Consider the following 20,179-nt stretch of genomic DNA (forward strand, 5'->3'; position numbering starts at 1 on the left):
TTACGCGCCACGATTCAACCCTATTTGGCGGCGCTTGCCAACCTCGGTTCGCCCCAAAGCACCTCGCTCGAGTACGCGTAGCTTTCGCTTCGGGTCAGGCAGGTCAACAGGATCGGCTGACCGCGCCACGGGGTAAGATCAATTTCCACCGGCAACCAACCATCATGGGATTCCATCACTCGCTCGAACTGCGACGCTCCGTTGACCAGCACTTCGCAACGCGTCCGCTGCGCCGGCGGGCCATCGCGAAAACCAACGGCCGCAAGCAAACGCACCGGCGCGTCCGGCAACCGCACCAGCCAATCCACCAAGGCGCGGCCACGAATCGGCGGTTGCAGACTGAGCGCGTGTTTTTGCACGCCACCCGAAGTCGCCCGGGTTACGCCGTTCAGATACGGCGGTGCGGCCGGTATTTCAATACCCGTCTCGAAAGTGATCTGTTGAGTAAAACGGGTGGCCAACAGATCCGTGGTCGCGGTGACCGGCGCGGGTTCAGCGAACATCAAAATCAGCGGCCCCGGCAGCGGCAGGCTCACCATGGCGGTGCCGGTGGGGCTTGCGTTCAGGGCGAGTTGATTTGTGCCCGACCACGCCGCGCGGACCTCTTTCAAGGCGGCCAGATGAATGGTTTGCGCCACGGGCGGCGCGCTGGATTGCACAACAATCCGGGGTTGGTTCAATAGCGCCCAATCGAACGACGGATCATTTTTAGGTCCGGCATCCACGGTCAGGCGAAGCTGAACCAACTGCCCGGCCAGCGGGGTGAGGTCCAGCTCCAAAGGCTGGGGCTGGGCGCTGTCTTGATGAATCTCCGCCGCGTATTCTTGAGGGCCGAGCCGAACCGAGACGCGATAAGTTGCGCCATCGGATTGCCCAACGGCTGCGTCCCGCAATCGGGCCGCGCCCGTAAAGCGAACGCGTTCGCCTTGCGGCAGGCGCACCGTAAATTCGACAAAGGTGATCGGTCGTCCGTGAGCGGCTGCCTCACCGCGCCACGGCGGATGAATGAACAGGCCGTCCTGGTCGGTTTGCAACAAGCCACCCGAGTCAGAATCCTCAAAATGCAGCGTGTCGCCGACGCGGGTGGTGCCGTCGGCAAAGCGCACGCCGGTTTTGACCGGCCCCTCAAAATCCCAAAGCTGAATTTCATTGGGCGCTTTTAGATTTTGAAATTGAAAGCGGGCAAAATTCTCATGCACGCCAGCTTGTTCAAGCGCCATACCTTCAGGCAAAGCGGTGAGGTGCGGAACATTCAAATCGCGGGGAGTCGCGGACCAAGCGTAGGCGCGTTTCGGATCGAGGCCGAGCAGACGCTTTCCGTCGTACGCCGGCCAACCGGGAATCGAGCCGGCCAGAGTCACCTCATTCACGCCTTCAATGCGACGGCTGAGAATTGGCTCGGTCGCATTGGTGGTCGCGGGTTGCCAGCCGAAGACCACACCGTGATCCTGGCGATAGAAAGCCGTGCCGCCGTCGGCGAGCCGATAGCGAAACACGTCGTTCGGCTGCCAGACTGAATCAAAGTCCGGCCGGGGTTGATGTCGTTGAAAAAATTGAGCCAGTCGAAACACTTCAACGGCGGGCGGCGAAAGGTGAGTCAATTGGGTGGCGTCAGGTTGGTTGTAAGTTGGAAGCGCGCCGAACGCCTCGTAAGCGCGTTGCCAGACGGTGAAGAGATCGCCCTGTCCCGGATTGGCCATGCCGATGTAGCCGTAGATTTTTGTGTCGGGCGCCAGCACTGCGGAGCTGACCGGATGTGACATCGCCACCAGGCGATCGTTCCAGGTGAAGTGCATGTGGTCCATGCTCCAGATGTGGCGTTGCGCGAAGGCTTCGTAAGGGCTGGTGATTTCGTTCAAGCCTTCGCCACTCAAAGCGACATCGGGCAACGCGGCGCGCAGTTCGCGATGCAGAGCTTGGCTGCCTTCGATGCCGGTCAGTCCGTCCACCAGTCCATTGGCGTCATTGTAAATGCAGAGCGTCTGATCGAGGTGCAGCGCGTCCACGTAATGAGTGCGCACCAACTCGGTCATGCGCGCGATGAACATTGCCCGCCAGACACGACTTGCCGGATTGATGTAAGCAAACTTGATGGGCGGATGGGCCGGCCATTCCCAGCCGAGCAATTCGCCCGTGAACGAATTGCGATAGTGCGCGTGCTTGACCTGCTCGTAAAAGGGATGGTCGGTCTGGCAGCCAAAATAGTTTACGTGCGGCATCACGCGAAAACCCAGCCGGTGCGCCGCCGCGATGAAGCCATCAAATTCCGGTACGGCGGTGTAATCGGGATAATCACGGTCGTAGCCGGCGGCACGCCAGTCCGTAACGTAGAGCAGGGTTTGTGCGGGATTACAATGGCGCGCCAACTCCGGCAACAGCGCCGCTGATTGCACCGACAAGGTCACGACGAATTGCGTGTTACGCACCCAGTCCGGTCGCTCCTGGGAACCGGGTGTCGGATGCCGCCGCGCCGCCCACTGCCGGTAAAGCGCCGCCCCGGTCAGCCAATCGCCCTGATAAGCAGTGAGACGCCAGCGACAGGAGGTGATGCGCTCTTTATCGGTGAATGGCGCGAGGTTGCGACTCTCGAAACGCAGCCGAAAACTTCGGTTGCTGTGTTCCACCGTCAGATTTTTGTAGCGCGGGGCATTGTCATCAGCGCGGATGAGAAACCCACCCGCGCGGCCCTGGAGCAGAACAAATCCGGCTTCCCACATCATGGGATAATCAAACTCCCGGCGCCCCGCCGGGGCGGACGCGCTGAAGCGTTGGCCGCTGCAACCGGGAACAAGCACTTCAAACTGGTCGGGAATATCCGCAATCGCCCAAGAAATACCGGCGAGTTTTTTCTGCGGGGACGTGCCGGTCTGCGTAAGCAACACATCACCGGTGTCGGGTTCAATTTCCGCGCGCAACTCGAAATCACCCAGCCCGGGCCAGACGCCGGTTTGCGTCGCCACCAAACTGCTGACGACCTCACGACTGTTGGTGACGGGCAGCAGCGGCTCGTTCAATCGGTGCAATCCCGCCGGGAGCGCCATGCTTTTGGGTGACACCACGAACGCTTCCTGCGTGAGTTGATTTCTCAGTTCAACCACGACGCCATCTCGCAGCGTCAATGCGAGTTGCGACGAACGAAGCTCAGCTCCATTCGTCGCGCCCAGCCCACTGCAAAATACCGCCCACAGCAGCGTGGTGGCCGTGCGGTTGGGACGCTTCATGCGCTACGGCTGATTGGCCTGGCGCACGGCGTCAACATCCATCTTGATGATGGCGCGGTCGTAAGTCATCAAGCCGTTGACCTCGACTTCCACGTCGGTGGTTTGCGTGTAAATGCCGGCGGACAATCCGTCGGATTTGACCAACGGATGCAATTTTTGCAACAAGTCCACATAGGCGGCGGTCAACTCGGTGGCGTTGGTGAAGCTGCGATAGCCCCAGTTCTTTTCGTCCTGCCAGGTGTGGCCCGGCAGCGGCAGCCCCAGCCCGCCAAATTCGCCCAACACCATGGCGCGATCCGCCACCTTGGGCGGCAGACCGGGGCCGGGATACTGGTGATGGTCAATGATGTCGCCGGCCGGAAAATGATTGCCGCCGCTCGCGCCGTCCACCAGACGCGTGGGATCAAGTTGTTTGGTGAGATTCAAAATGCGCACGGTGTCGAACTGCCCCCAACCTTCATTGAACGGCACCCACACGACAATGCTCGGGTGATTGTAGCGGCCCGCGACGAGCGCTTTCAGTTCACGCTCATAAATTTGCGCCGACTCGGGCGTGCGCTGCATTTCCTCGCCATCGAAACCGCTCGGGCCTTGCCACCTGGCGCTCTTATCGCCGCTGGGCAGGTCCTGCCACACGAGCAGGCCGAGTTTGTCGCACCAGTAATACCAGCGCTCGGGCTCCACCTTCACGTGTTTGCGCGCCAGGTTGAAACCGAGCTTCTTGGTCACTTCAATGTCATAACGCAACGCTGCATCCGTCGGCGCGGTGTAAAGGCCGTCCGGCCAGAACCCCTGATCCAGCGGGCCGAGTTGGAAATAGGGCCGGTTGTTCAGGCACAACCGCAGGAAACCGTTTTCATCCTTGCCCAATGAAATTTTGCGCATGCCGAAATACGATTTGACCTCGTCAATCTTCTTTCCATCTTCAAACAACGTGATCCGCAAATCGTAAAGATGCGGCGACTCGGGCGACCAAAGTTTCGCGTTCGGCACGTCCAATTCGATCGCGGGCAGAATTTGCGGCGGCAGCGAGCGGGTGGAGATCATTTGTTCCACCACGCCTTCCCGCACCACGCGGCGACCATCCAGCACCTGCACTTTCATCGTGGTTTTGCCGTTGCCGCCAATACCGCGCGCCGCGATGCGGACCGAGGCGTGGTCCACGTCTGGCGTAATTTTCAATTCCTGCAAATGCGCGGGCGCCACCGGTTCGAGCCAGACGGTTTGCCAGATGCCGCTCGTAGGCGTGTACCAAATGCCGTGGGGATTGCGGACCTGCTTGCCGCGCGGCTGTGGCCCGGCGTCCGAGGGATCCCAAACGGCAACCACTATTTCCTGTTCGCCTTTCGGTTGGAGCGCGGCGGTAATGTCGCAACTAAATCCGTCATAACCGCCACGATGCGATCCGACCTCCTGGCCGTTGATCCAAACGGCCGTTTCCCAATCCACCGCACCGAAGTTCAACAGGACATTTTTGCCCTTCCAACTGCGGGGAATTTTGAACGTGCGCCGGTACCACAACTGGTTCGTTTCATACACGCGCTTCATCACCCCGGAAAGCGCGGATTCGATCGGGAACGGCACGAGGATTTGTCCGTCCCAAGCGGTGGGTTGCGACGCGGCCTGGGCGGTGATGGCGTAATCCCACAGACCGTTGAGGTTCTGCCAGGTTTTGCGGACCAACTGCGGGCGCGGGTATTCGGGGTGCGCGTTCTTCGGAGAAACGTCCGCCGCCCAACGCGTCAGGAGCGGACCGGGCGCCGGCTGCCATTTTTCCGCTGCGCTCAAAACCGACGCTCCGGCCAGCAGGCTGATGCCGATAAGCCCTAATCGTTTTCGTATTGTGCTTTGCATAAATTAACGGGCGCGAAATTGCCGGCGCCGCGGCGATCTGGTTTTACTCCACCAACAAAACGCGATCAATCCTTCGACCCGCGCCATTCCCGAATTCCACCGGACGGTTCCGGCAGTCGCAAGCTCCGAGCCGCAACGCCGTGGTTTTCACGGATGCGAAGGGCGCGCGACCCGACCCGCCACCCCATCACTCACCGCATCGGTGAGGTCGCCGACCAAGCCACGAGAAGCGCTCGTTTGATACACGGCTGGCTTTCCTGGCGATCTCGAAAAAATTTAACTTCGTCATGGATCATGGACTCGACTTGGCGCATTAAACCGGAGCGGTCAAAGTCAAGTCAAGTAATGCCCATTTGAAAGTTTTTTCGGTTGTCAGAAAAATAATCTGGCGTAGGATGAAACCGTAGTCAGGGATTGGCACAAAGGGTGCAAAGGGGAAAAACGACCAAGCAGTCATTGCTCTTTGGAATCAAAAGTTCAAGCAGGAGATTTTACCCTGCCCTGCATGTGGTTTGTAACTGAATCCTTGAACCGTAATAAATACGAAATCCTGGTGCGCGTCCGCTTGACCGCCGACAGGCCTTGATTGGAAGTCGAACGTCTCCCGGCAAACACCGCAAGTTGAACTCAACTTGTTCAAAGGAGTTGTTACACACGGCAATGGTGGGGTGACTTTAACGGGTGGCCGCAGCGCAAATCGCGCGCGCCGCCCGTTTTTCTTTTCCGCCACCGCCGCGTCACTGCTAGTCTTGAATCGTGACGCGCGACGACTTGTTTTCATCCACCAACCCGGCGCCGGTCGCCCCGACCGCAGCGCCGCCCGCCCAACCGTTGCGCCACCAACCGCTCGCCGCCCGATTGCGGCCGCGCCAACTGGACGAGTTCATCGGCCAACAACACCTCCTCGCGCCGGGATTATTGCTGCGCCGCGCCATTGAAGCGGATCGGATCCAATCACTGATTTTTTACGGGCCGCCCGGCACGGGAAAGACCTCCTTGGCGCAAATCATCGCGCAGCGGACGAAAAGTAAATTTGAACGACTCAGCGGAGTGGAATCCAACGTCGCCGATATGCGGCGCGCGTTGAGCGGTGCGCATAACCGCCTCGAAAACACCGGGCAGCCCACCATTCTGTTCATTGACGAAATCCATCGCTTCAGCAAACCGCAGCAGGACGTGCTGTTGCCGGATGTCGAGAGCGGCGTCATCCGCCTGATCGGGGCCACGACGCACAACCCGTTTTTCTTCGTCAATTCGCCGCTGGTTTCGCGCTCCCAGATTTTTGAACTGCGCCCGCTCACCGCGGAGGATTTATGGCAATTGTTCAATCGCGCTTTGCGGGATGCGGAGCGGGGTCTGGGTTATCTGAACATCAACGCCACGGAAGCCGCGCTGCGGCATCTCGCCACGATGGCGGACGGGGACGCGCGCAAAGGCTTGAACGCGCTGGAGATCGCCGCGCTCACCACCAACCCCGACCCGAACGGCGTCATTCAACTCGATCTGGCGGTGGCCGAACAAAGCATTCAAAAGAAAGCCATCGTCTATGACGGCGATGGCGACGCGCATTACGACACCATTTCGGCTTTCATCAAATCCATGCGCGGCAGCGATCCGGACGCGGCGCTCTATTGGCTGGCAAAGATGATTCACGCGGGAGAGGACCCGCGGTTCATCGCGCGGCGCATCGTCGTTCACGCGGCGGAAGACGTGGGCCTGGCTGATCCGATGGCACTGGTGCTGGCCAACGCCGCCTTTCAAGCGGCGGAGTTTATCGGCTGGCCGGAGGCGCGAATTCCGATTGCCGAAGCGACGATCTACATCGCCACGGCGCACAAGAGCAACACCAGCCTCAAAGCCATTGACGCCGCGCTCGCGGATGTGAAGTCGGGCGTCACGCTGCCCGTGCCGGAACATTTGCGCGACACCCACTATTCGGGCGCTGAAGCTCTGGGTCATGGCGCGGGCTACCAGTACGCCCACGATTACGAAGGCCACTTCGTGCCCCAGGATTATTTGGGCGCCGCCAAGCGGTACTACGAGCCGACGGAGCAAGGCGTGGAAAAAAAGATCAAGGAACGGCTGGAACACTGGCGCCGGTTGCGCGCGCCAACTCAGAAGGAATGAGCGTCCGGCGCGCGCTCGACAAAACCGCTGGTTCGCGCCATGCTCCAAGCGATGGCATTCGAATCCGATTCGCCCCTGGATCAACTCTGGAAAGGCTACAGCCGGACCTTCCAGGCTTTCGACGATCTCACCCTGGCGCGCTGGCTGGCCCAGACGTTGGGACAGTTGGAAGGCCGGGCGTGGCGGTTGTCGCATCCACTGGTCGGCGCGTATCGGCTGGCGGCGTTGATTGCGCACGAACGGCAGATCTGGTTGCAGCGGCTGGCCACCATCCCCGTAGTTTATCTGGATTCTCCCTGCTGCCGCGCGCCGTTGCTGCCGCTGTTGACCCGCGACGTGCGCGAGTCCGGTTTGATCTGCCAGCACTGCAACGAAACGCTGGTCGCTTTTGCCGAACTGCCCAGCGAGGTGAGCGAGTTGCTCGCGGCTTGGGCGGAGGAATACGAACCGATTCACGCCGTGGCGCATTGGGACGACCGTCGGCGCCGGGCGGCGGGTGATTACGACCGCGCTTACGAACACGCGGCGCAACAGGCGGAGCGGATGTTGCGGCACGCCGGCATGAAGCTCGCCCCGCGTTTACTCGAACATTATCCCGCCATCATCTGGGAAGATCAGGATGAATGTCTCGAAGTCCGACCGGAGGATGTGCGCACCGAAGTTTGATTCGCCATTGAGCCGGGCGGCGACCCGACGCATACTGCGGGCATGTTGCGTCTGATCAAATGGCTGTTCCTCGCGCTGGTGGTGATGGGCGCGCTGGCGGTCGCGCTGCTGCTTTCCAAAGATGCGGTGGCCCGGACGGCGGTGGAACAACAACTCCGCGCGCAAACCGGCATGGAGGTCAAAATCAAGAAGCTCTCGCTAAAAGTCTTCTGGCCGACCGCAACGCTCGAAGACGTCACGCTCTACAATCCCGCTGATTTCGGCGGTATTCCGTTCCTGCGAATTCGTGAAATGCAGGTGGAATACGATCCGGAAGCGCTGGCGCACCGGGAGGTGAAACTTAAACTCATGAAACTGGACGTCACCGAGCTGGCGGTGGTGCGGAATGACCGCGATCAAACCAACATCATCGCGCTGGCAACGGGCGCGAAACCGGCGCGGCGCTCGGAGTGGTTCGATTTCAAGGCGATCGACGTGCTCAACCTTTCCATCCAACACGTCAATTTTGTGGACCTGCAAAACCAGCGCCAGCAGCGCCAGTTTAATTGGAACGAACGCAACCAGATCTTTCGCGACATCAAATCGTCCGACGAATTTTATCGCGCTTTCGTGACGCTTTGGAACCGCCACCAAACGCCCTGAAGCCGCCGTTCAAATCTGGAAATCCGCGATGAAGTCGCGGTCCAGCGCGCTCCCCCGATCGTTCTTGCTCAACACCCGCACGTCGAGGCCATCGTAAACCACCAGGGAATTGGGCGGCACACTTTTCATGATGAACACGTTGCCGCCGATGGTGCTGCCGGCGCCGATGACCGTTTCACCTCCCAAAATGGTCGCGCCGGGATAAATCGTCACCTCATCCTCGATGGTCGGATGACGACGGTGGCCCCGAAGCTGTTGGCCTCCCGAAGTGCTGCGCGCTCCGAGCGTGACGCCGTGATACAACTTCACATGATTCCCGATGACGGCGGTTTCGCCAATCACCGTGCCCGTGCCGTGATCAATGAAAAAGTGCGAGCCGATGGTCGCGCCCGGATGCAAATCCATTCCCGTTCGCGAATGTGCCCATTCGGTCATGATGCGCGGAATGAGCGGTACGTTTTTCAGATACAATTCATGCGCGAGCCGCTGCACCGAGATGGCTTCGATGAACGGGTAAGCCACAATGATTTCCTCCATGCTGAACGCCGCCGGATCGCCATCGAACGCGGCCTCGGTATCCGTGTGCAGCACCTGCCGCAGGCGCGGCAGCCGGCCCAGGAATTCCAACGTGATTTGGTAGGCGGTGGCCGCGATCTGGCCGGGCGGCAATTTTTCGGGTGGGTTATATTCCAGGCTCTTGCGGATTTCCGTTTCCAATTTGCCGAACACCGTGTCCAACAGAGCGGCAGTCTCCGCCTTGATTGCGGAGGAGTGAACCAGTTGCTCATCGAAGAATCCCGGAAACAGCAGTCGCAACAGATCGCAGGTGATTGAGGTGATCGCCTGTTTGGAAGGAAGATTTTGACCGTCAAGATGATTGATGCCGCCAACCTGGGCGTACGAGGCAATCAACTCATTGGTTAATCGGGTAACCGGATCGTTCACTGGAACAGTATTCGCGAGCGCGACAACACTGGCAAGTTTCGGAACAAAGTCCTGAATCCGTGCGCGGCGATGAAATCGCAGAGCAACCGCCAAAAATCAAAGGCGGCGGTGCGAAAGTTTCCGCGTGGCAACCAGCGCAACGGACTGGCTCGAACCTTGCTAAAATTGCGGTATGAGTGCCTTGACTTTCAAAGTGACCCGGAAAAGCGGCGAATACATCAAACCGGCCCTGCTGCCGTCCAATCGCAGCGCCGCGCCGCATTTTAGTTTGGCGGACGGCATCGTCATCGGATTTTTCCTCGCGTGCCTGACTGCGTTGATTTTTCTCCTGATTCGGATTTAATCGGAGTTGCTACTGATCAAAGCCTCCATTACGCGGCGAGGTGACGCGCGGTTTGGATTGCGCCGGTTGGTCCGACGTGGATTTCTTGGAGAAGGCCGACCGGAAAAGCCAGTGGCGCTTCAACCCTTGCACGAAATCATCCGCATGCACCACCGCCTCGGAGACTGAAGTCAGGATATTCGTGTTAGCCGCGACCTGAGCGCGCAAGTCGCCGGTGATTTCCGCCAGATTGTTCAGTGACTCGCCGAACTGCTCCAATACGGCGGTCAGATTGGTGTCGGTGTTGGTCAACAGCCGATCCGCACTCAGCAGCACCGCATCCAATTGTTGTCGTCCGTTCACCCCCAACGCCCACTCGCCCAGCGCTCCCGGCCCGCGCACTTCCTCGCTGAGCCGGGCCAGATTGGAAATCACCGGCTGCGATTGCCCGGCCACCAGATTCAAGTTCGAGATCAGGGTTACGCCCTGATCCAGCGTGGCGTTGATTTTGTTGGTCAGGTTTAGCAGTCCCGGCAGGGTGGCTTCAACTTGATTGATGAGCTGCTCCAAACGCTCGCTCACGGCCGGCGTTTCCAGCGGCATGATCCAGTAACTCTCCTGCAGGTTCGTGTAAAACTGTTGCGGCTGCGCATGCACCAGGCGTTCCAACTCGTCTTTCACGCGCCAGTTGAACGCAGACAGATTCGTCTGCTCCAGCTCGGGGAACTCGCGGCGCACTCGTTCCGCCTGTTCACGCCGCGCTTTCGTCGCCGCCTGCCAGTCCAACATTTGCAGGGCCACGCGGTTGGTATCCTCCTGCACCGTCGGCACGCCGAATACGCCTTTGGTGATTTCCAGAAACCGGTTGCCGAGCAGGTCCGAGGAAACTTTGACGCGCGAGTCGTCCCAGATGTAACCGTAATTCGGTTTCCGAATCGTGAAGTTCACCGTCACTCCAAACCACGCGTCCGGTTCGTTGGGAATGATGTCGGTGATCGCGCCGACCGGAAATCCCATCAGCTTGACCGGATCGCCCACTTTCAGGCCGGCGGCGTTGTTGAGCGACGTTTCGTAGTTGAGCTTGGGCGTGAACCAGCCCTTGCGCTGCGCCGTGTTGCGCAGGTAATAACCGAAGCCCGCCAGCAACAAGGCGGCCGCCACGAGTACGAACCAGCCCACCGCCCGTTCCATGCGGTTCAGGCGGGTGCGAAGTTGCGGTGTTAAATCCGGCTGCGCCATGCGTTTGCTTTTCGCTCCGTCCCGCTTACGGTTTCAAATTCCAGTCTCCGGGACAATCTCATTCCCGCCACAACTCCCGCACGTCGGCCTCGGCCCGACCGGCGACCGCCGCCCAATCTCCCAGCACCTGAAATTCGCGTTGGTGCAGACTGGCGAAGCGATTCGCGCACTGTCGCCACGGCTGTAAATTGCTGGCCGTGACGCAGAGGGTTAATGGCGTTCCCTCCATGATTTCATGGCCGCGCGATAGCGCCGCCAACATTTCCAGCCACCAGGAGGTATGGCGAACATCCAAACCGGCGAGTGGACTATCCACGAGCAACAACTCGGGCGCCAAAGCCAGAACGCGGGCCAATCCCGCGCGCTGCAACCAACTCCGCGCCACATGCACCGGCATCAAGTTCGCCCACGGCGTGAGTTCCATCACTTCCAGCAACCGGGCCACGCGACGCTGGATGTCAGTTGCTTCCCAACGCGCATGATAGTGCAACGGCAAAGCGATGTTTTCCGCCACGCTGAGGGAATTGAGTAATTGTCCGCCCGCGAAGACCAGGCCCAGTTTCAAACGCAACGCCAGCCGTTTCTCCTCAAAAATCGGCAGTGGTTCGCCCCGAAACAAAACGGTGCCCTCCCGCGGCGGCATCAAACCGGCCGCGGTCATCAGAAAGTCGCTTTTGCCTGAACGTTGCGGCGCGCCGATCACCCAAAACTCGCCCGCGCGCACCGTCCAGTTGACCTGCCCAGCCACGAGCCATTTCGGATTGCGCAGGGCCGTGACCGTGACGTTCCGCATTTCCAAAATCGGAGCTTCGACCGTCGCTGATGGAATTCCCGGGTTCACAAGGTCAAATAGGCGATAATAAACAGCGTGTCCAACAGCACACAGGCCACAACGCTTTGGCTCACGGCGCGCACGGTTGCCCGCGAGATTTGATCGAGTTGCAGCGGGTGCGCGAGTCCGTAATAGCAGGTGACAATGGCGATGATGAAACCAAAGCTGCCGGTCTTCAGCGCGAGCATCACGAAGTCGAGCGCGGTCAACGCCCCGGCCAGTTGGCTGAAATAATCGGCGGGTTGAATCGGCACCTCCTGCACAAACGCCCAGAGATAACCGCTCCCCAACGCGCCCAGGATCAAATACACCGTGAGTGAAAAAGTGCCCACCACCATCCCCACAACGCGCGGCACCACCAAATAATGCACGGGGTCCACACCGACCGCTTCCAACGATTCCACTTCGCCCAGCGCGCGCGCCATGCCCAACTCGACCACGTTGGCCGTCCCCACGCGACCCAATACCAGGAACGCCATCAAGAGCGGACCGAGTTCGCGCACGACCACAATGACCATGATGTTCCCCAACAGTTCATTGGCGGCGCCCACGCGGGTCAACACCGCCACGGTCTGGCCAATCACGAGAAACCCCAGCGCCAGCGCCGCAAACAACACCATGGGCAACAACTGGATGCCCACGCGAAAAATTTCCCGTTCGATCAAGGGTCGGATAACCCGGGTGGCCACGCCAAATTTACGCGGCATGACGGTGAGCGTAATCAACGCAAACGCGCCCAATCCCTGCAACGTCGCCAAGGCGTCAATGACGCGCCGCCCGATCCGCCCGGCATAATAATGCCCGATGAACGGGCGCCGCGAATCGGCGTCCAGTGTGGTTGATTCAACCTCCGACATAACGACGGCCTCCGATCTGGTTCCCGCACGAATCCGTTATCTCATTCATTGGCGCGAGGCTTCTCCCAAGCCACTCAGCAGCGAGCGGGCGACCGACGAAATGATGTCTTTGTCCTTCGAATGATTCTTCGTGAAAATGGCAAACACGTACTTACCACCGGAAGGCAGCTCGACATAGGCCAGATCATGGCGCACTTCGCTGGTCCAACCGGCTTTGGACCACAACTTCGATCCCGGCGGCAAAGCGGCGCCAACGTACTCGCGCGACTGGGTGTTGGCGTCGGCGGCGAAGGGCTGGCGTTCAAGCAGAGTCAGCATCTGCTTGCAGCGTTCGGGCGTCACGGATCGGCCGGTGACAATTTCCGTCAGCAACCGGGCGGAAGCCTCCGTCGTCAACCAGTTCCGATGATTAGGCGACGGTTCATCGGACAATTGCTTTTCCCGTCCGTACGGACCTTCGCACCACGTCTTGCGGCTCACGTTGATTCGGGTGTAACCCAACGCGGCGAAATACTCATTGACCACGTTGCGTTTGGCGGCCCAGACCGCAAATTCCGCCGGAGGCAATTCCGGTCCGCTCGTCGTGCCGCTCAACCGATCAAGCACGTAACCCGTCGGTTCGTTGTAGGAATCCACAATCATGTCGCGCAGCGCGCGGCGCAACTCGGGAGTGTCCGTCATTCGCCCGTCCTCCAGCCAGCGATGTGCGGCCACCAGATAAAACGCTTTCACCACGCTGGCCGGATAAAACTGTTCTGTTCCACGATAACTGGCCCAAGCCGGCGGGTCGGCATCGGGCCAGGCCACCAGCGTGACGGCCAGTTCATCACCTTGCAAACGCAACTCCGCGAATTGTTGGAGCGTGTCCGCGACCGCCTGCTGGACGATGGTTTGCAATCGCGGAGAAGTTTGAAAAGGCAAAGGCGTCATGGCGGCAGTTGACACGTTGCGGGAAGGTAGTGCGGCCTCACGCGAAAGAGAAGTCGAACTTTTACTCGAACAGCCGGCGCAACCGAGCGCCACCGCAACCGCAAATGCCGCGGCTAAAATCAATCCGGCGTTCATACCCGACGTTCCCGCGCCGAGGAGTGGATGGAGATGCTTTTTCATAAAATGTGTTCCTACGGATTGTGCTAACACGATGCGGGTTAAAAATCAGGCTTTAATTTTCATCTCGACCGTTCGTTTACGTCGGAAGATTCATGGAAATTCAACGGAAACCGGATTTTATTTTCCGGTTACACGTCGCATTTGCCTCCACCCGAAAGTCAGCACAGACTGAGCGTCGAGACGTGAAACGAGCGGCAAGCAGATTTTGCGTTGAGGCTTGACGAGTTTGGTCGGGAATTGTTAAGCCACAGCGCCATAATCATCCGATGAATGTTAACGCGCTGAAAAAAATCACCCGTGACCTTACTCCCGCAACTTCCCGCGCCCGCGCCCATCCATTGACCAAGCCATTGCGCGTTGGCGCTTTTCTCTTTGCCTGGATCGTCGGCGTTCACTTGTTGGCGGCCAGCTCGGAAAAGGAGACGGCGATCGTCGGCGGAGCGACGGCGGCAGTCAGTTCGGAAAATTCCAACGTGGGCGGTGGCGGCTACCGATTGCTGCTGACGAACGGTGCGGCGCGCGTGCCGGTGGTTGTGGTCGGCGGCACTCCGTATCAAATGGGCTGGCATCTGGGGTACTTGTTGAAGCCGGAAATCCAGCGCTTCGTTCCGGCGGCCGTGGCGGGATTCAAGCAACAGCTCAAACTTTCTGACGAGCAGTTGGACCAGGCCTGGGCCACGACGTCCGCGTTCAGCGATCCGCGCTTCGTCCAGGAATTGGCCGGGCTGGCGGCGGGCGCGGAGATACCGATTCGCGCGCTGCAACACGCGCATTGTCTGCCGCTGTTGATGCCGTATTCGTGCAGTGCGGTTGCCGTCTGGGGCAAGGCCAGCGCGGATGGGCATCTGTATCAAACACGCGACCTGGATTGGAATCTTGAGGTCGGCGCGCACAATTTTCCCGCGCTGGTGGTTTATCTGCCATCGGTCGGTCAAGCCCACGTCCTGCCCACGTTCGCGGGAATCATTGGGGCGAATTGCGGCATGAACGCGGCGGGTATCGCACTCTCGGAAATGGGCGATTCACCTGAACGCGAGATGCCGTATTTCCTCCAAGCCCCGCATTTCACAGCGTGGTTCCGCACGGTGCTTTACGACGCTCCCGCCCTGTCGGGCGCGTTGGACCTCTTCAAGCAACAGCCCATGACCAAGCGCTACCATTTCGTGTTTGGCGATGGGCGAGCGGAAAAGCGCGCCGTCAAAATTCGCGCTCATAGTCCCGAGTCGGGCGACGACCGAATCCGCATCTGGCGCGACAACGATCCGACGGATGAATTTGCTCCGAATGTGCTGGCGGACGTGGTTTACAACGACGAAGGGCGCGGCGCGTTTCCAACGCTGCGCCAAAACTACGGCAAGTTCGACGGCGAACGCATGATGCAACTGGCTTGCTCGATTCCGATTCGCGGCGGCAACGTGATGAACACTGTTTTTGACGCGACCGCACTGCGTCTCTGGGTCACCTACGCCGGACCGAGCGACGAGGCTTATCAGCGACCGGCGGTTTTCCTTGATCTCACCAAGCTGGACGGCGACCACGATGGTCGGCCGGATTTGCAGGAGGGTTCACAACCGGGCAGCGACGGTCGTCCGGCGTTTCTGGATCAAACCCGCTGAGATTGGTTCGCGGCGTCACCCGGGATGATCACTTCTCAGGTTGCGTCTGCCGCTCGGACCACAACTCGATCGCGCGCATCACGCGCAGCGGGTAGTCCGTTTGGATCAGGTCAATCCCCCATTCCATCGCCCGCAAATACTCCTCGACCCGCTCGAATTCGCCGAGCGCATCGGAAAACACTTTGATGCCGAGTGCGTGACAGCGAGCGATCAATTCTGGCGACAGGATTTTCCAATCCACATCCACGGCGTAAGGCTTCAGTCGGGCGACCGCCTCCAACTGCTCCACCTGGCGCAACGGCGGCAGCCCGCGCAGGGCGGGATTGAGCGCTTGCAGTTGCGCGATGAACTGCGGCGATTGATAAATCACCGTGCGCTCAATCATACCCTGCGCTTTCAAGGAACTGGCGACCAGGTCAGCGGGAATTTGTTTGGCGTCAAAATAAAAATTCACCCTCCCCGCAAAGGCGGCCATGAATTGCTCGAAACCGGGTACTGGGGTTTGGGCGAAGGCGCGACTGAACTTCACCCCGGCATCCAGCGCCTGAACCGTGGCGGTGCTCGCTTCACTGATTGGCCCCACTCCGTCCGTGGTACGATTCAAACGCGCGTCATGTAATAGAAAATGACCGCCGTCCCGAGTGGCGCGCACATCAAACTCCACGTAATCCACGCCCAACCGGATGGCCTTCTCGAACGCCGGCATCGTATTCTCCGGCGCATATCGGCCGGCGCCGCGATGCAAGGAGATTTGCACTGGTCGTTGGGTGATGCGCCGCCACAAGGCGTGCGCCAGCACCTCCTCGGGCACATCCGTTTGCAACCAGTCCACGCCCGCAACCATGGCGCGTTCCCAAAAATCAGGCTGATCCCCTGAATCTGCCATCATCGCCTGCACCTTGATGCCTGCGCGATGAAAGGCCGCGACGTTTTCAGGTGTCAAATCCGGCGCCGCAATCGCCACGGCGGTCAGACCATTTTTCACCGCCCAATCCGCCCCGCCCAACGCCGGTTGCCATTGGGTCATCGTAGCGATCTTGCCGCCGCTCAACCACCGAACCTGCCGACATTCTTTCGCATTCAAACAAACTACCACCTGCGCTTCCATGTGCGCGTCCAAAATCTCCCGAACGAGCTGCGCCACATCCGCCGCTCTACCCTCGAGCAAAAGATTCAGCCGACCGCGACAAAGCGCGAAACCATCTTCCAACGCGAGCAACGTCGTGCCTCGAAAGCGCTCGGCAAACGTCGCCCCCACGTCCACTCGACGCAGCGTGGTCCAGTCGGTTTTGTTGATCTTGAAGGTTGCGCCGTTGGTATCGGTGACGCTGGCGGAAGGCGCGAGCACATGCCGGCCGTCGCGAGTGCGACGCACGACCACTGCGCCCCATTCCAATTGATCTTCGATGCAATGTTCGAGCGCGGGTTGAGTATTGGATGGCGCTGACCGCGCGGCCCCGCCGCAGGCCACGACCTGCAGCGCACGCGGCGGTTGCACCGGCTCAAAAAACGGAAACGCAGAGGCAGCCACGCCTGTCGCCGCCGCCAATCCGAGCGAAAGCCACTCGCCAATAATCGGTAATCGCAACCGGCGAGTCGTGCGGAATGTCATGCCGCGAATCATCGTGAAGTCGCGTCTCAATACAAGCCGTAAAAGCGCAAATCCATTCGCACCGGGGCGGGAGCTGCCGGACTCACGATTGGCGAACGGAATTGCGTGAGCAGGTTCAGCGTTGCTTGTTCGCGAGCCAAACGCTACAACGCCCGCAACAATTATGAAATTGGCAATGAGATTTTCTGGCTCGGGCTGGCGGGTCGCCCTCGGTCTCGTCATCGGAATGTTGTCCAGTCACGGATGGGCCGCACCAACGGATCAGGCGCTGCAAGCCCAATGGATCTGGCTCAAGGGCGCGGATGGGTACGCCTACAATCAGGCGGTCGTGGCGCAAAAGAACTTTCATCTCACCCAACCGGAGCGGGCCGCGCTGCGCATCACAGCGGATAGTTTTTACCGGCTGCTCATCAACGATCAATGGGTGAACGACGGCCCGGCGCGGAGTTGGCCGGAGCATTTCCAATACGACGTCATTGACGCAACGCCTTATCTGCGCGACGGCTCGAATGAGATCCGCGTCATCGCGCGTTATTACGGTGTCGGCGATTTTCATCGCGTGCCCAAGCAGGCCGGGTTGCTCGCGCAATTGGACGTCGCGCTCGCCGATGGCAAAACCATGCGGATCAGCACGGATGACTCCTGGCAGGTGGCGGCGTTTCCCGCGCTGATCGCCAATACGCCCAAAGTCAGCATCCAAATGGAGCCGGTCGAACTTTACGACGCGCGATTGGCCGAGGCGTTGTCCTTCCAACCCGCCGCCGTGTTGTTCAACGCGAACGATGGCCCTTGGAAGGACCTGAATCCCCGCGATGTCGCCCTGCTCACCAAGGAACCGTTTGCGTTCAAATCCTTGAGCGCGGCCAAAGTGGTCAAAGCCGATGGCTGGAATTATTGCGTGCCGGCGGCGCGATTAGTACATCCCGGTTTGATCGAAGCCAATCAGGAAGTCAGTTGCGCGTTTGGCATGGCGACGATTCTGACCGCCGACCGGGAAACCACGGTGAACCTGCAATCGGAAGGCATGAAGCTCGCCATTGACGGCGCGCGCCGCGACGGCGCAGTGAAGCTTGCTGCCGGCACCCATTTCGTGCTGGCGTTTCCCAACCAGATGTTTGGGCACGACAAGGAAAAAGCGGTGCGCTTTATGAATCCGCAAGGATTCAAACTGCACAACCCGTTGCAGCCGGATCGGGAGAATCCATGGGTTTTCATCCGCCTGCCCGATTACGCCATCGCCACCAACGATCTCGTCTGGATGCAATTTCGCCGCCACGATTCCTTCGGGGAAGCGGCCCGCGATTACGCCAAAAAGTCCGATGGCTGGCTGACCGCGATCAAGGACACCGCCGCGCTGCAACAGACTTTCGGTCGGAATTGCGAGTTGCTGCCCAGCGAACGCATGTTCGTTCAAGATGCGTTCTGGCAATTCACGCAGCGACAGGTGGTCGGCGACGCGACGGCGTTGGTAACCAATCCCTCGGGCGCGCTCCACGACAACCCCGAGTTCACCACCATTCAACCCAGCCCGGATGGCGACGTGGAACTGCGGTACGATCTCGGCGAACAAAACTGCGGTTATTGGAACTTCGATCTCCAGGCGGAGGGCGGAGTGGAGGTGGATCTTTTCGCCGTGGAATACATCGCGCCCGACGGTCGCATCCAATTCCCATGGAGCAACCGCAACGGCCTGCGTTACGTCACGAAGCCGGGCAACAACCGTTTCACCTCGCTGAAACGCCGTTCCGGTCGCTACGTTTATCTGACCCTGCGCAATCAGCACGCCCCCGTGCGGCTGCGCCACTTCAACCTGATCGAATCCACCTATCCAGTGAATTGCATCGGCAGTTTCAGTTGCAGCGATGCGCGGTTGGATCGCATCTGGGACATCTCCACGCGCACGCTCAAACTGTGCATGGAAGACACCTACACCGATTGTCCGCTCTACGAGCAAACGCACTGGGTCGGTGACGCGCGGAACGAATCGCTGCTGGCCTATGGCGTGTTCGGCGCGCACGACCTGGCGCGGCGTTGCATCAACCTCACCGCGCAATCGCTCGAACACTATCCGTTTGCCGGCTGCCAAACCCCGTCGGGTTGGGACGTGCTCCTGCCCGCGTGGAGTTTGCTCTGGGGTATTTCCACCTGGGATCATTACTGGGAAACCGCCGACGCCGAGTGGCTGCGTACCGTTTATCCCGCCGTGATTCAGAACTTGAAAGGTGTGGAAAAATACGTGGATGACCGCGACCTGTTCAGCGGACCGTTCTGGAATTTCTTTGACTGGGTGAACATTGACCAGGCGCACGAAACCGTTTTGCACAACAGTTTTTTTGTCGTGGGCGCGATTGACGCCGCACTGAAGGAAGCCGAGGTGTTGCATGACCCCACGCACGTCGCCTGGCTGAAATCCCTGCGGGCGCGACTGGTCAACGGCATCAACCGCCTTTGGGATGACACCAAGCAAGCCTATCCGGATTCCATACACGGCGATGGCTCAGTCAGTTCTTCGATCTGTCAGCACACCAGTTTTCTGTCTCTGCTATACGATGTCGTGCCGAAGAAACACGCGGCGTCCGCCATCAACAACGTGACGAATCCACCGCCTCAAATGGTGAAAGTGGGGTCGCCGTTCGCCGCGCTGTATCTCTACGAAGCGTGTGAAAAACTCGGCCTCGACGACGTGATTCTGCGGGAAATTTATCAGCAATACCTGCCGATGGTGGAAGCTGGTGCGACGACCGTGTGGGAAAGTTTTCCGACTGGCACAACGGGCGGCAGCGGCTTTCCAACGCGCAGCCACGCGCACGCCTGGTCCAGCGCTCCCTCGCGTTTCCTGAATCGCATCGTGCTCGGCGTCAAGGACACCGCGCCGGGTGCGGCGACGATTCAAATCAGCCCGCGCCTGAACGGTTTGACCTGGGCACACGGCACCACGGCCACGGCGCGCGGTCCCGTGCAGGTGGATTGGAAGGTTCAAGATAACACCTTGACCGTCACTTACTCCGCTCCCGCCAACGTGAAAGCGACTTTCGTCAAAAACGCCACGCACAACGGCCTGAAAGTCGTGGTTAACGGCCAAGTGCTGGAATAACGAAACCATTCAACCACCTGATCTTGCCACATCCTTTGAACG

Annotated in this window: 14 protein-coding genes; 6 read left to right on the forward strand and 8 right to left on the reverse strand. The window is 59.7% G+C overall.

From position 1 onward, the window contains the following. Positions 1-20: 20 nt before the first annotated feature. Together M9920_01770 and M9920_01775 are read right to left on the reverse strand one after the other, a co-directional pair. Positions 21-3,221, reverse strand: a complete 3,201-nt coding sequence (locus tag M9920_01770; GenBank protein MCO5051014.1) for a DUF6259 domain-containing protein — start codon at positions 3,219-3,221, stop codon at positions 21-23. 3 nt (positions 3,222-3,224) lie between these two features. After that, positions 3,225-5,075, reverse strand: coding sequence for a beta-galactosidase (locus M9920_01775; GenBank protein MCO5051015.1), 1,851 nt, complete (start codon positions 5,073-5,075; stop codon positions 3,225-3,227). 831 nt (positions 5,076-5,906) lie between these two features. Between M9920_01775 and M9920_01780 the strand changes: the two genes are divergently transcribed. The 3 genes from M9920_01780 to M9920_01790 are packed head-to-tail and all read left to right on the forward strand — an operon-like array spanning position 5,907 to position 8,510. Beyond that, entirely contained in the window at positions 5,907-7,202 is a 1,296-nt protein-coding gene (locus M9920_01780) for a replication-associated recombination protein A (protein ID MCO5051016.1), read from the forward strand. Between the two features lie 51 nt (positions 7,203-7,253). Then, positions 7,254-7,868, forward strand: a complete 615-nt coding sequence (locus M9920_01785; protein ID MCO5051017.1) for a hypothetical protein — start codon at positions 7,254-7,256, stop codon at positions 7,866-7,868. Positions 7,869-7,910: 42 nt separating this feature from the next. Further along, positions 7,911-8,510, forward strand: coding sequence for a hypothetical protein (locus M9920_01790; GenBank protein ID MCO5051018.1), 600 nt, complete (start codon positions 7,911-7,913; stop codon positions 8,508-8,510). A gap of 9 nt (positions 8,511-8,519) precedes the next feature. On the opposite strand, the gene M9920_01795 is transcribed toward M9920_01790, so the two are convergent. Then, on the reverse strand, positions 8,520-9,455 hold the full coding sequence (locus tag M9920_01795; GenBank protein ID MCO5051019.1) for a serine O-acetyltransferase: 936 nt from the start codon (positions 9,453-9,455) through the stop codon (positions 8,520-8,522). Positions 9,456-9,627: 172 nt separating this feature from the next. Here M9920_01795 and M9920_01800 point away from each other — a divergent pair, with 172 nt between their 5' ends. Continuing rightward, on the forward strand, positions 9,628-9,798 hold the full coding sequence (locus M9920_01800; GenBank protein MCO5051020.1) for a hypothetical protein: 171 nt from the start codon (positions 9,628-9,630) through the stop codon (positions 9,796-9,798). Between the two features lie 9 nt (positions 9,799-9,807). Here the strand turns inward: M9920_01800 and M9920_01805 are convergent, their stop codons facing one another. The 4 genes from M9920_01805 to M9920_01820 are packed head-to-tail and all read right to left on the reverse strand — an operon-like array spanning position 9,808 to position 13,815. Then, on the reverse strand, positions 9,808-11,016 hold the full coding sequence (locus M9920_01805; GenBank protein MCO5051021.1) for an MlaD family protein: 1,209 nt from the start codon (positions 11,014-11,016) through the stop codon (positions 9,808-9,810). Between the two features lie 58 nt (positions 11,017-11,074). After that, a complete protein-coding gene (locus M9920_01810) occupies positions 11,075-11,809 on the reverse strand; it encodes an ATP-binding cassette domain-containing protein (protein MCO5051022.1) in 735 nt (244 codons plus the stop codon). A 44-nt stretch (positions 11,810-11,853) separates the two neighbouring features. Beyond that, positions 11,854-12,705 (reverse strand): ABC transporter permease, encoded by an 852-nt coding sequence (locus M9920_01815; protein ID MCO5051023.1) that lies wholly within the window; start codon positions 12,703-12,705, stop codon positions 11,854-11,856. Between the two features lie 45 nt (positions 12,706-12,750). Beyond that, a complete protein-coding gene (locus tag M9920_01820; protein MCO5051024.1) occupies positions 12,751-13,815 on the reverse strand; it encodes a class A beta-lactamase-related serine hydrolase in 1,065 nt (354 codons plus the stop codon). Between the two features lie 266 nt (positions 13,816-14,081). Here M9920_01820 and M9920_01825 point away from each other — a divergent pair, with 266 nt between their 5' ends. Further along, positions 14,082-15,431 carry a C45 family autoproteolytic acyltransferase/hydrolase gene (locus M9920_01825; protein ID MCO5051025.1) on the forward strand — a complete coding sequence of 450 codons (1,350 nt, stop codon included), beginning with the start codon at positions 14,082-14,084 and terminating at the stop codon, positions 15,429-15,431. A 28-nt stretch (positions 15,432-15,459) separates the two neighbouring features. On the opposite strand, the gene M9920_01830 is transcribed toward M9920_01825, so the two are convergent. Next, the gene (locus tag M9920_01830; protein ID MCO5051026.1) at positions 15,460-17,043 is read right to left on the reverse strand and encodes a glycerophosphodiester phosphodiesterase; all 1,584 of its coding nucleotides are present in this window, start codon (positions 17,041-17,043) and stop codon (positions 15,460-15,462) included. Between the two features lie 175 nt (positions 17,044-17,218). Here M9920_01830 and M9920_01835 point away from each other — a divergent pair, with 175 nt between their 5' ends. Next, positions 17,219-20,137 carry an alpha-L-rhamnosidase N-terminal domain-containing protein gene (locus M9920_01835; GenBank protein MCO5051027.1) on the forward strand — a complete coding sequence of 973 codons (2,919 nt, stop codon included), beginning with the start codon at positions 17,219-17,221 and terminating at the stop codon, positions 20,135-20,137. The last annotated feature ends 42 nt before the right edge of the window (positions 20,138-20,179 follow it).

This window comes from Verrucomicrobiia bacterium (assembly GCA_023953615.1).
In the GTDB taxonomy this organism is placed as follows: domain Bacteria; phylum Verrucomicrobiota; class Verrucomicrobiia; order Limisphaerales; family JADLHS01; genus JADLHS01.

Bases quoted from the DNA above. Each gene is read 5' to 3' on its own strand.
- M9920_01770 (MCO5051014.1), bottom strand. From the start codon at position 3,221: ATGAAGCGTCCCAACCGCACGGCCACCACGCTGCTGTGGGCGGTATTT.
- M9920_01775 (MCO5051015.1), bottom strand. From the start codon at position 5,075: ATGCAAAGCACAATACGAAAACGATTAGGGCTTATCGGCATCAGCCTG.
- M9920_01785 (MCO5051017.1), top strand. From the start codon at position 7,254: ATGGCATTCGAATCCGATTCGCCCCTGGATCAACTCTGGAAAGGCTAC.
- M9920_01790 (MCO5051018.1), top strand. From the start codon at position 7,911: ATGTTGCGTCTGATCAAATGGCTGTTCCTCGCGCTGGTGGTGATGGGC.
- M9920_01800 (MCO5051020.1), top strand. From the start codon at position 9,628: ATGAGTGCCTTGACTTTCAAAGTGACCCGGAAAAGCGGCGAATACATC.
- M9920_01805 (MCO5051021.1), bottom strand. From the start codon at position 11,016: ATGGCGCAGCCGGATTTAACACCGCAACTTCGCACCCGCCTGAACCGC.
- M9920_01810 (MCO5051022.1), bottom strand. From the start codon at position 11,809: ATGCGGAACGTCACGGTCACGGCCCTGCGCAATCCGAAATGGCTCGTG.
- M9920_01815 (MCO5051023.1), bottom strand. From the start codon at position 12,705: ATGTCGGAGGTTGAATCAACCACACTGGACGCCGATTCGCGGCGCCCG.
- M9920_01820 (MCO5051024.1), bottom strand. From the start codon at position 13,815: ATGAAAAAGCATCTCCATCCACTCCTCGGCGCGGGAACGTCGGGTATG.
- M9920_01825 (MCO5051025.1), top strand. From the start codon at position 14,082: ATGAATGTTAACGCGCTGAAAAAAATCACCCGTGACCTTACTCCCGCA.
- M9920_01830 (MCO5051026.1), bottom strand. From the start codon at position 17,043: ATGACATTCCGCACGACTCGCCGGTTGCGATTACCGATTATTGGCGAG.
- M9920_01835 (MCO5051027.1), top strand. From the start codon at position 17,219: ATGAGATTTTCTGGCTCGGGCTGGCGGGTCGCCCTCGGTCTCGTCATC.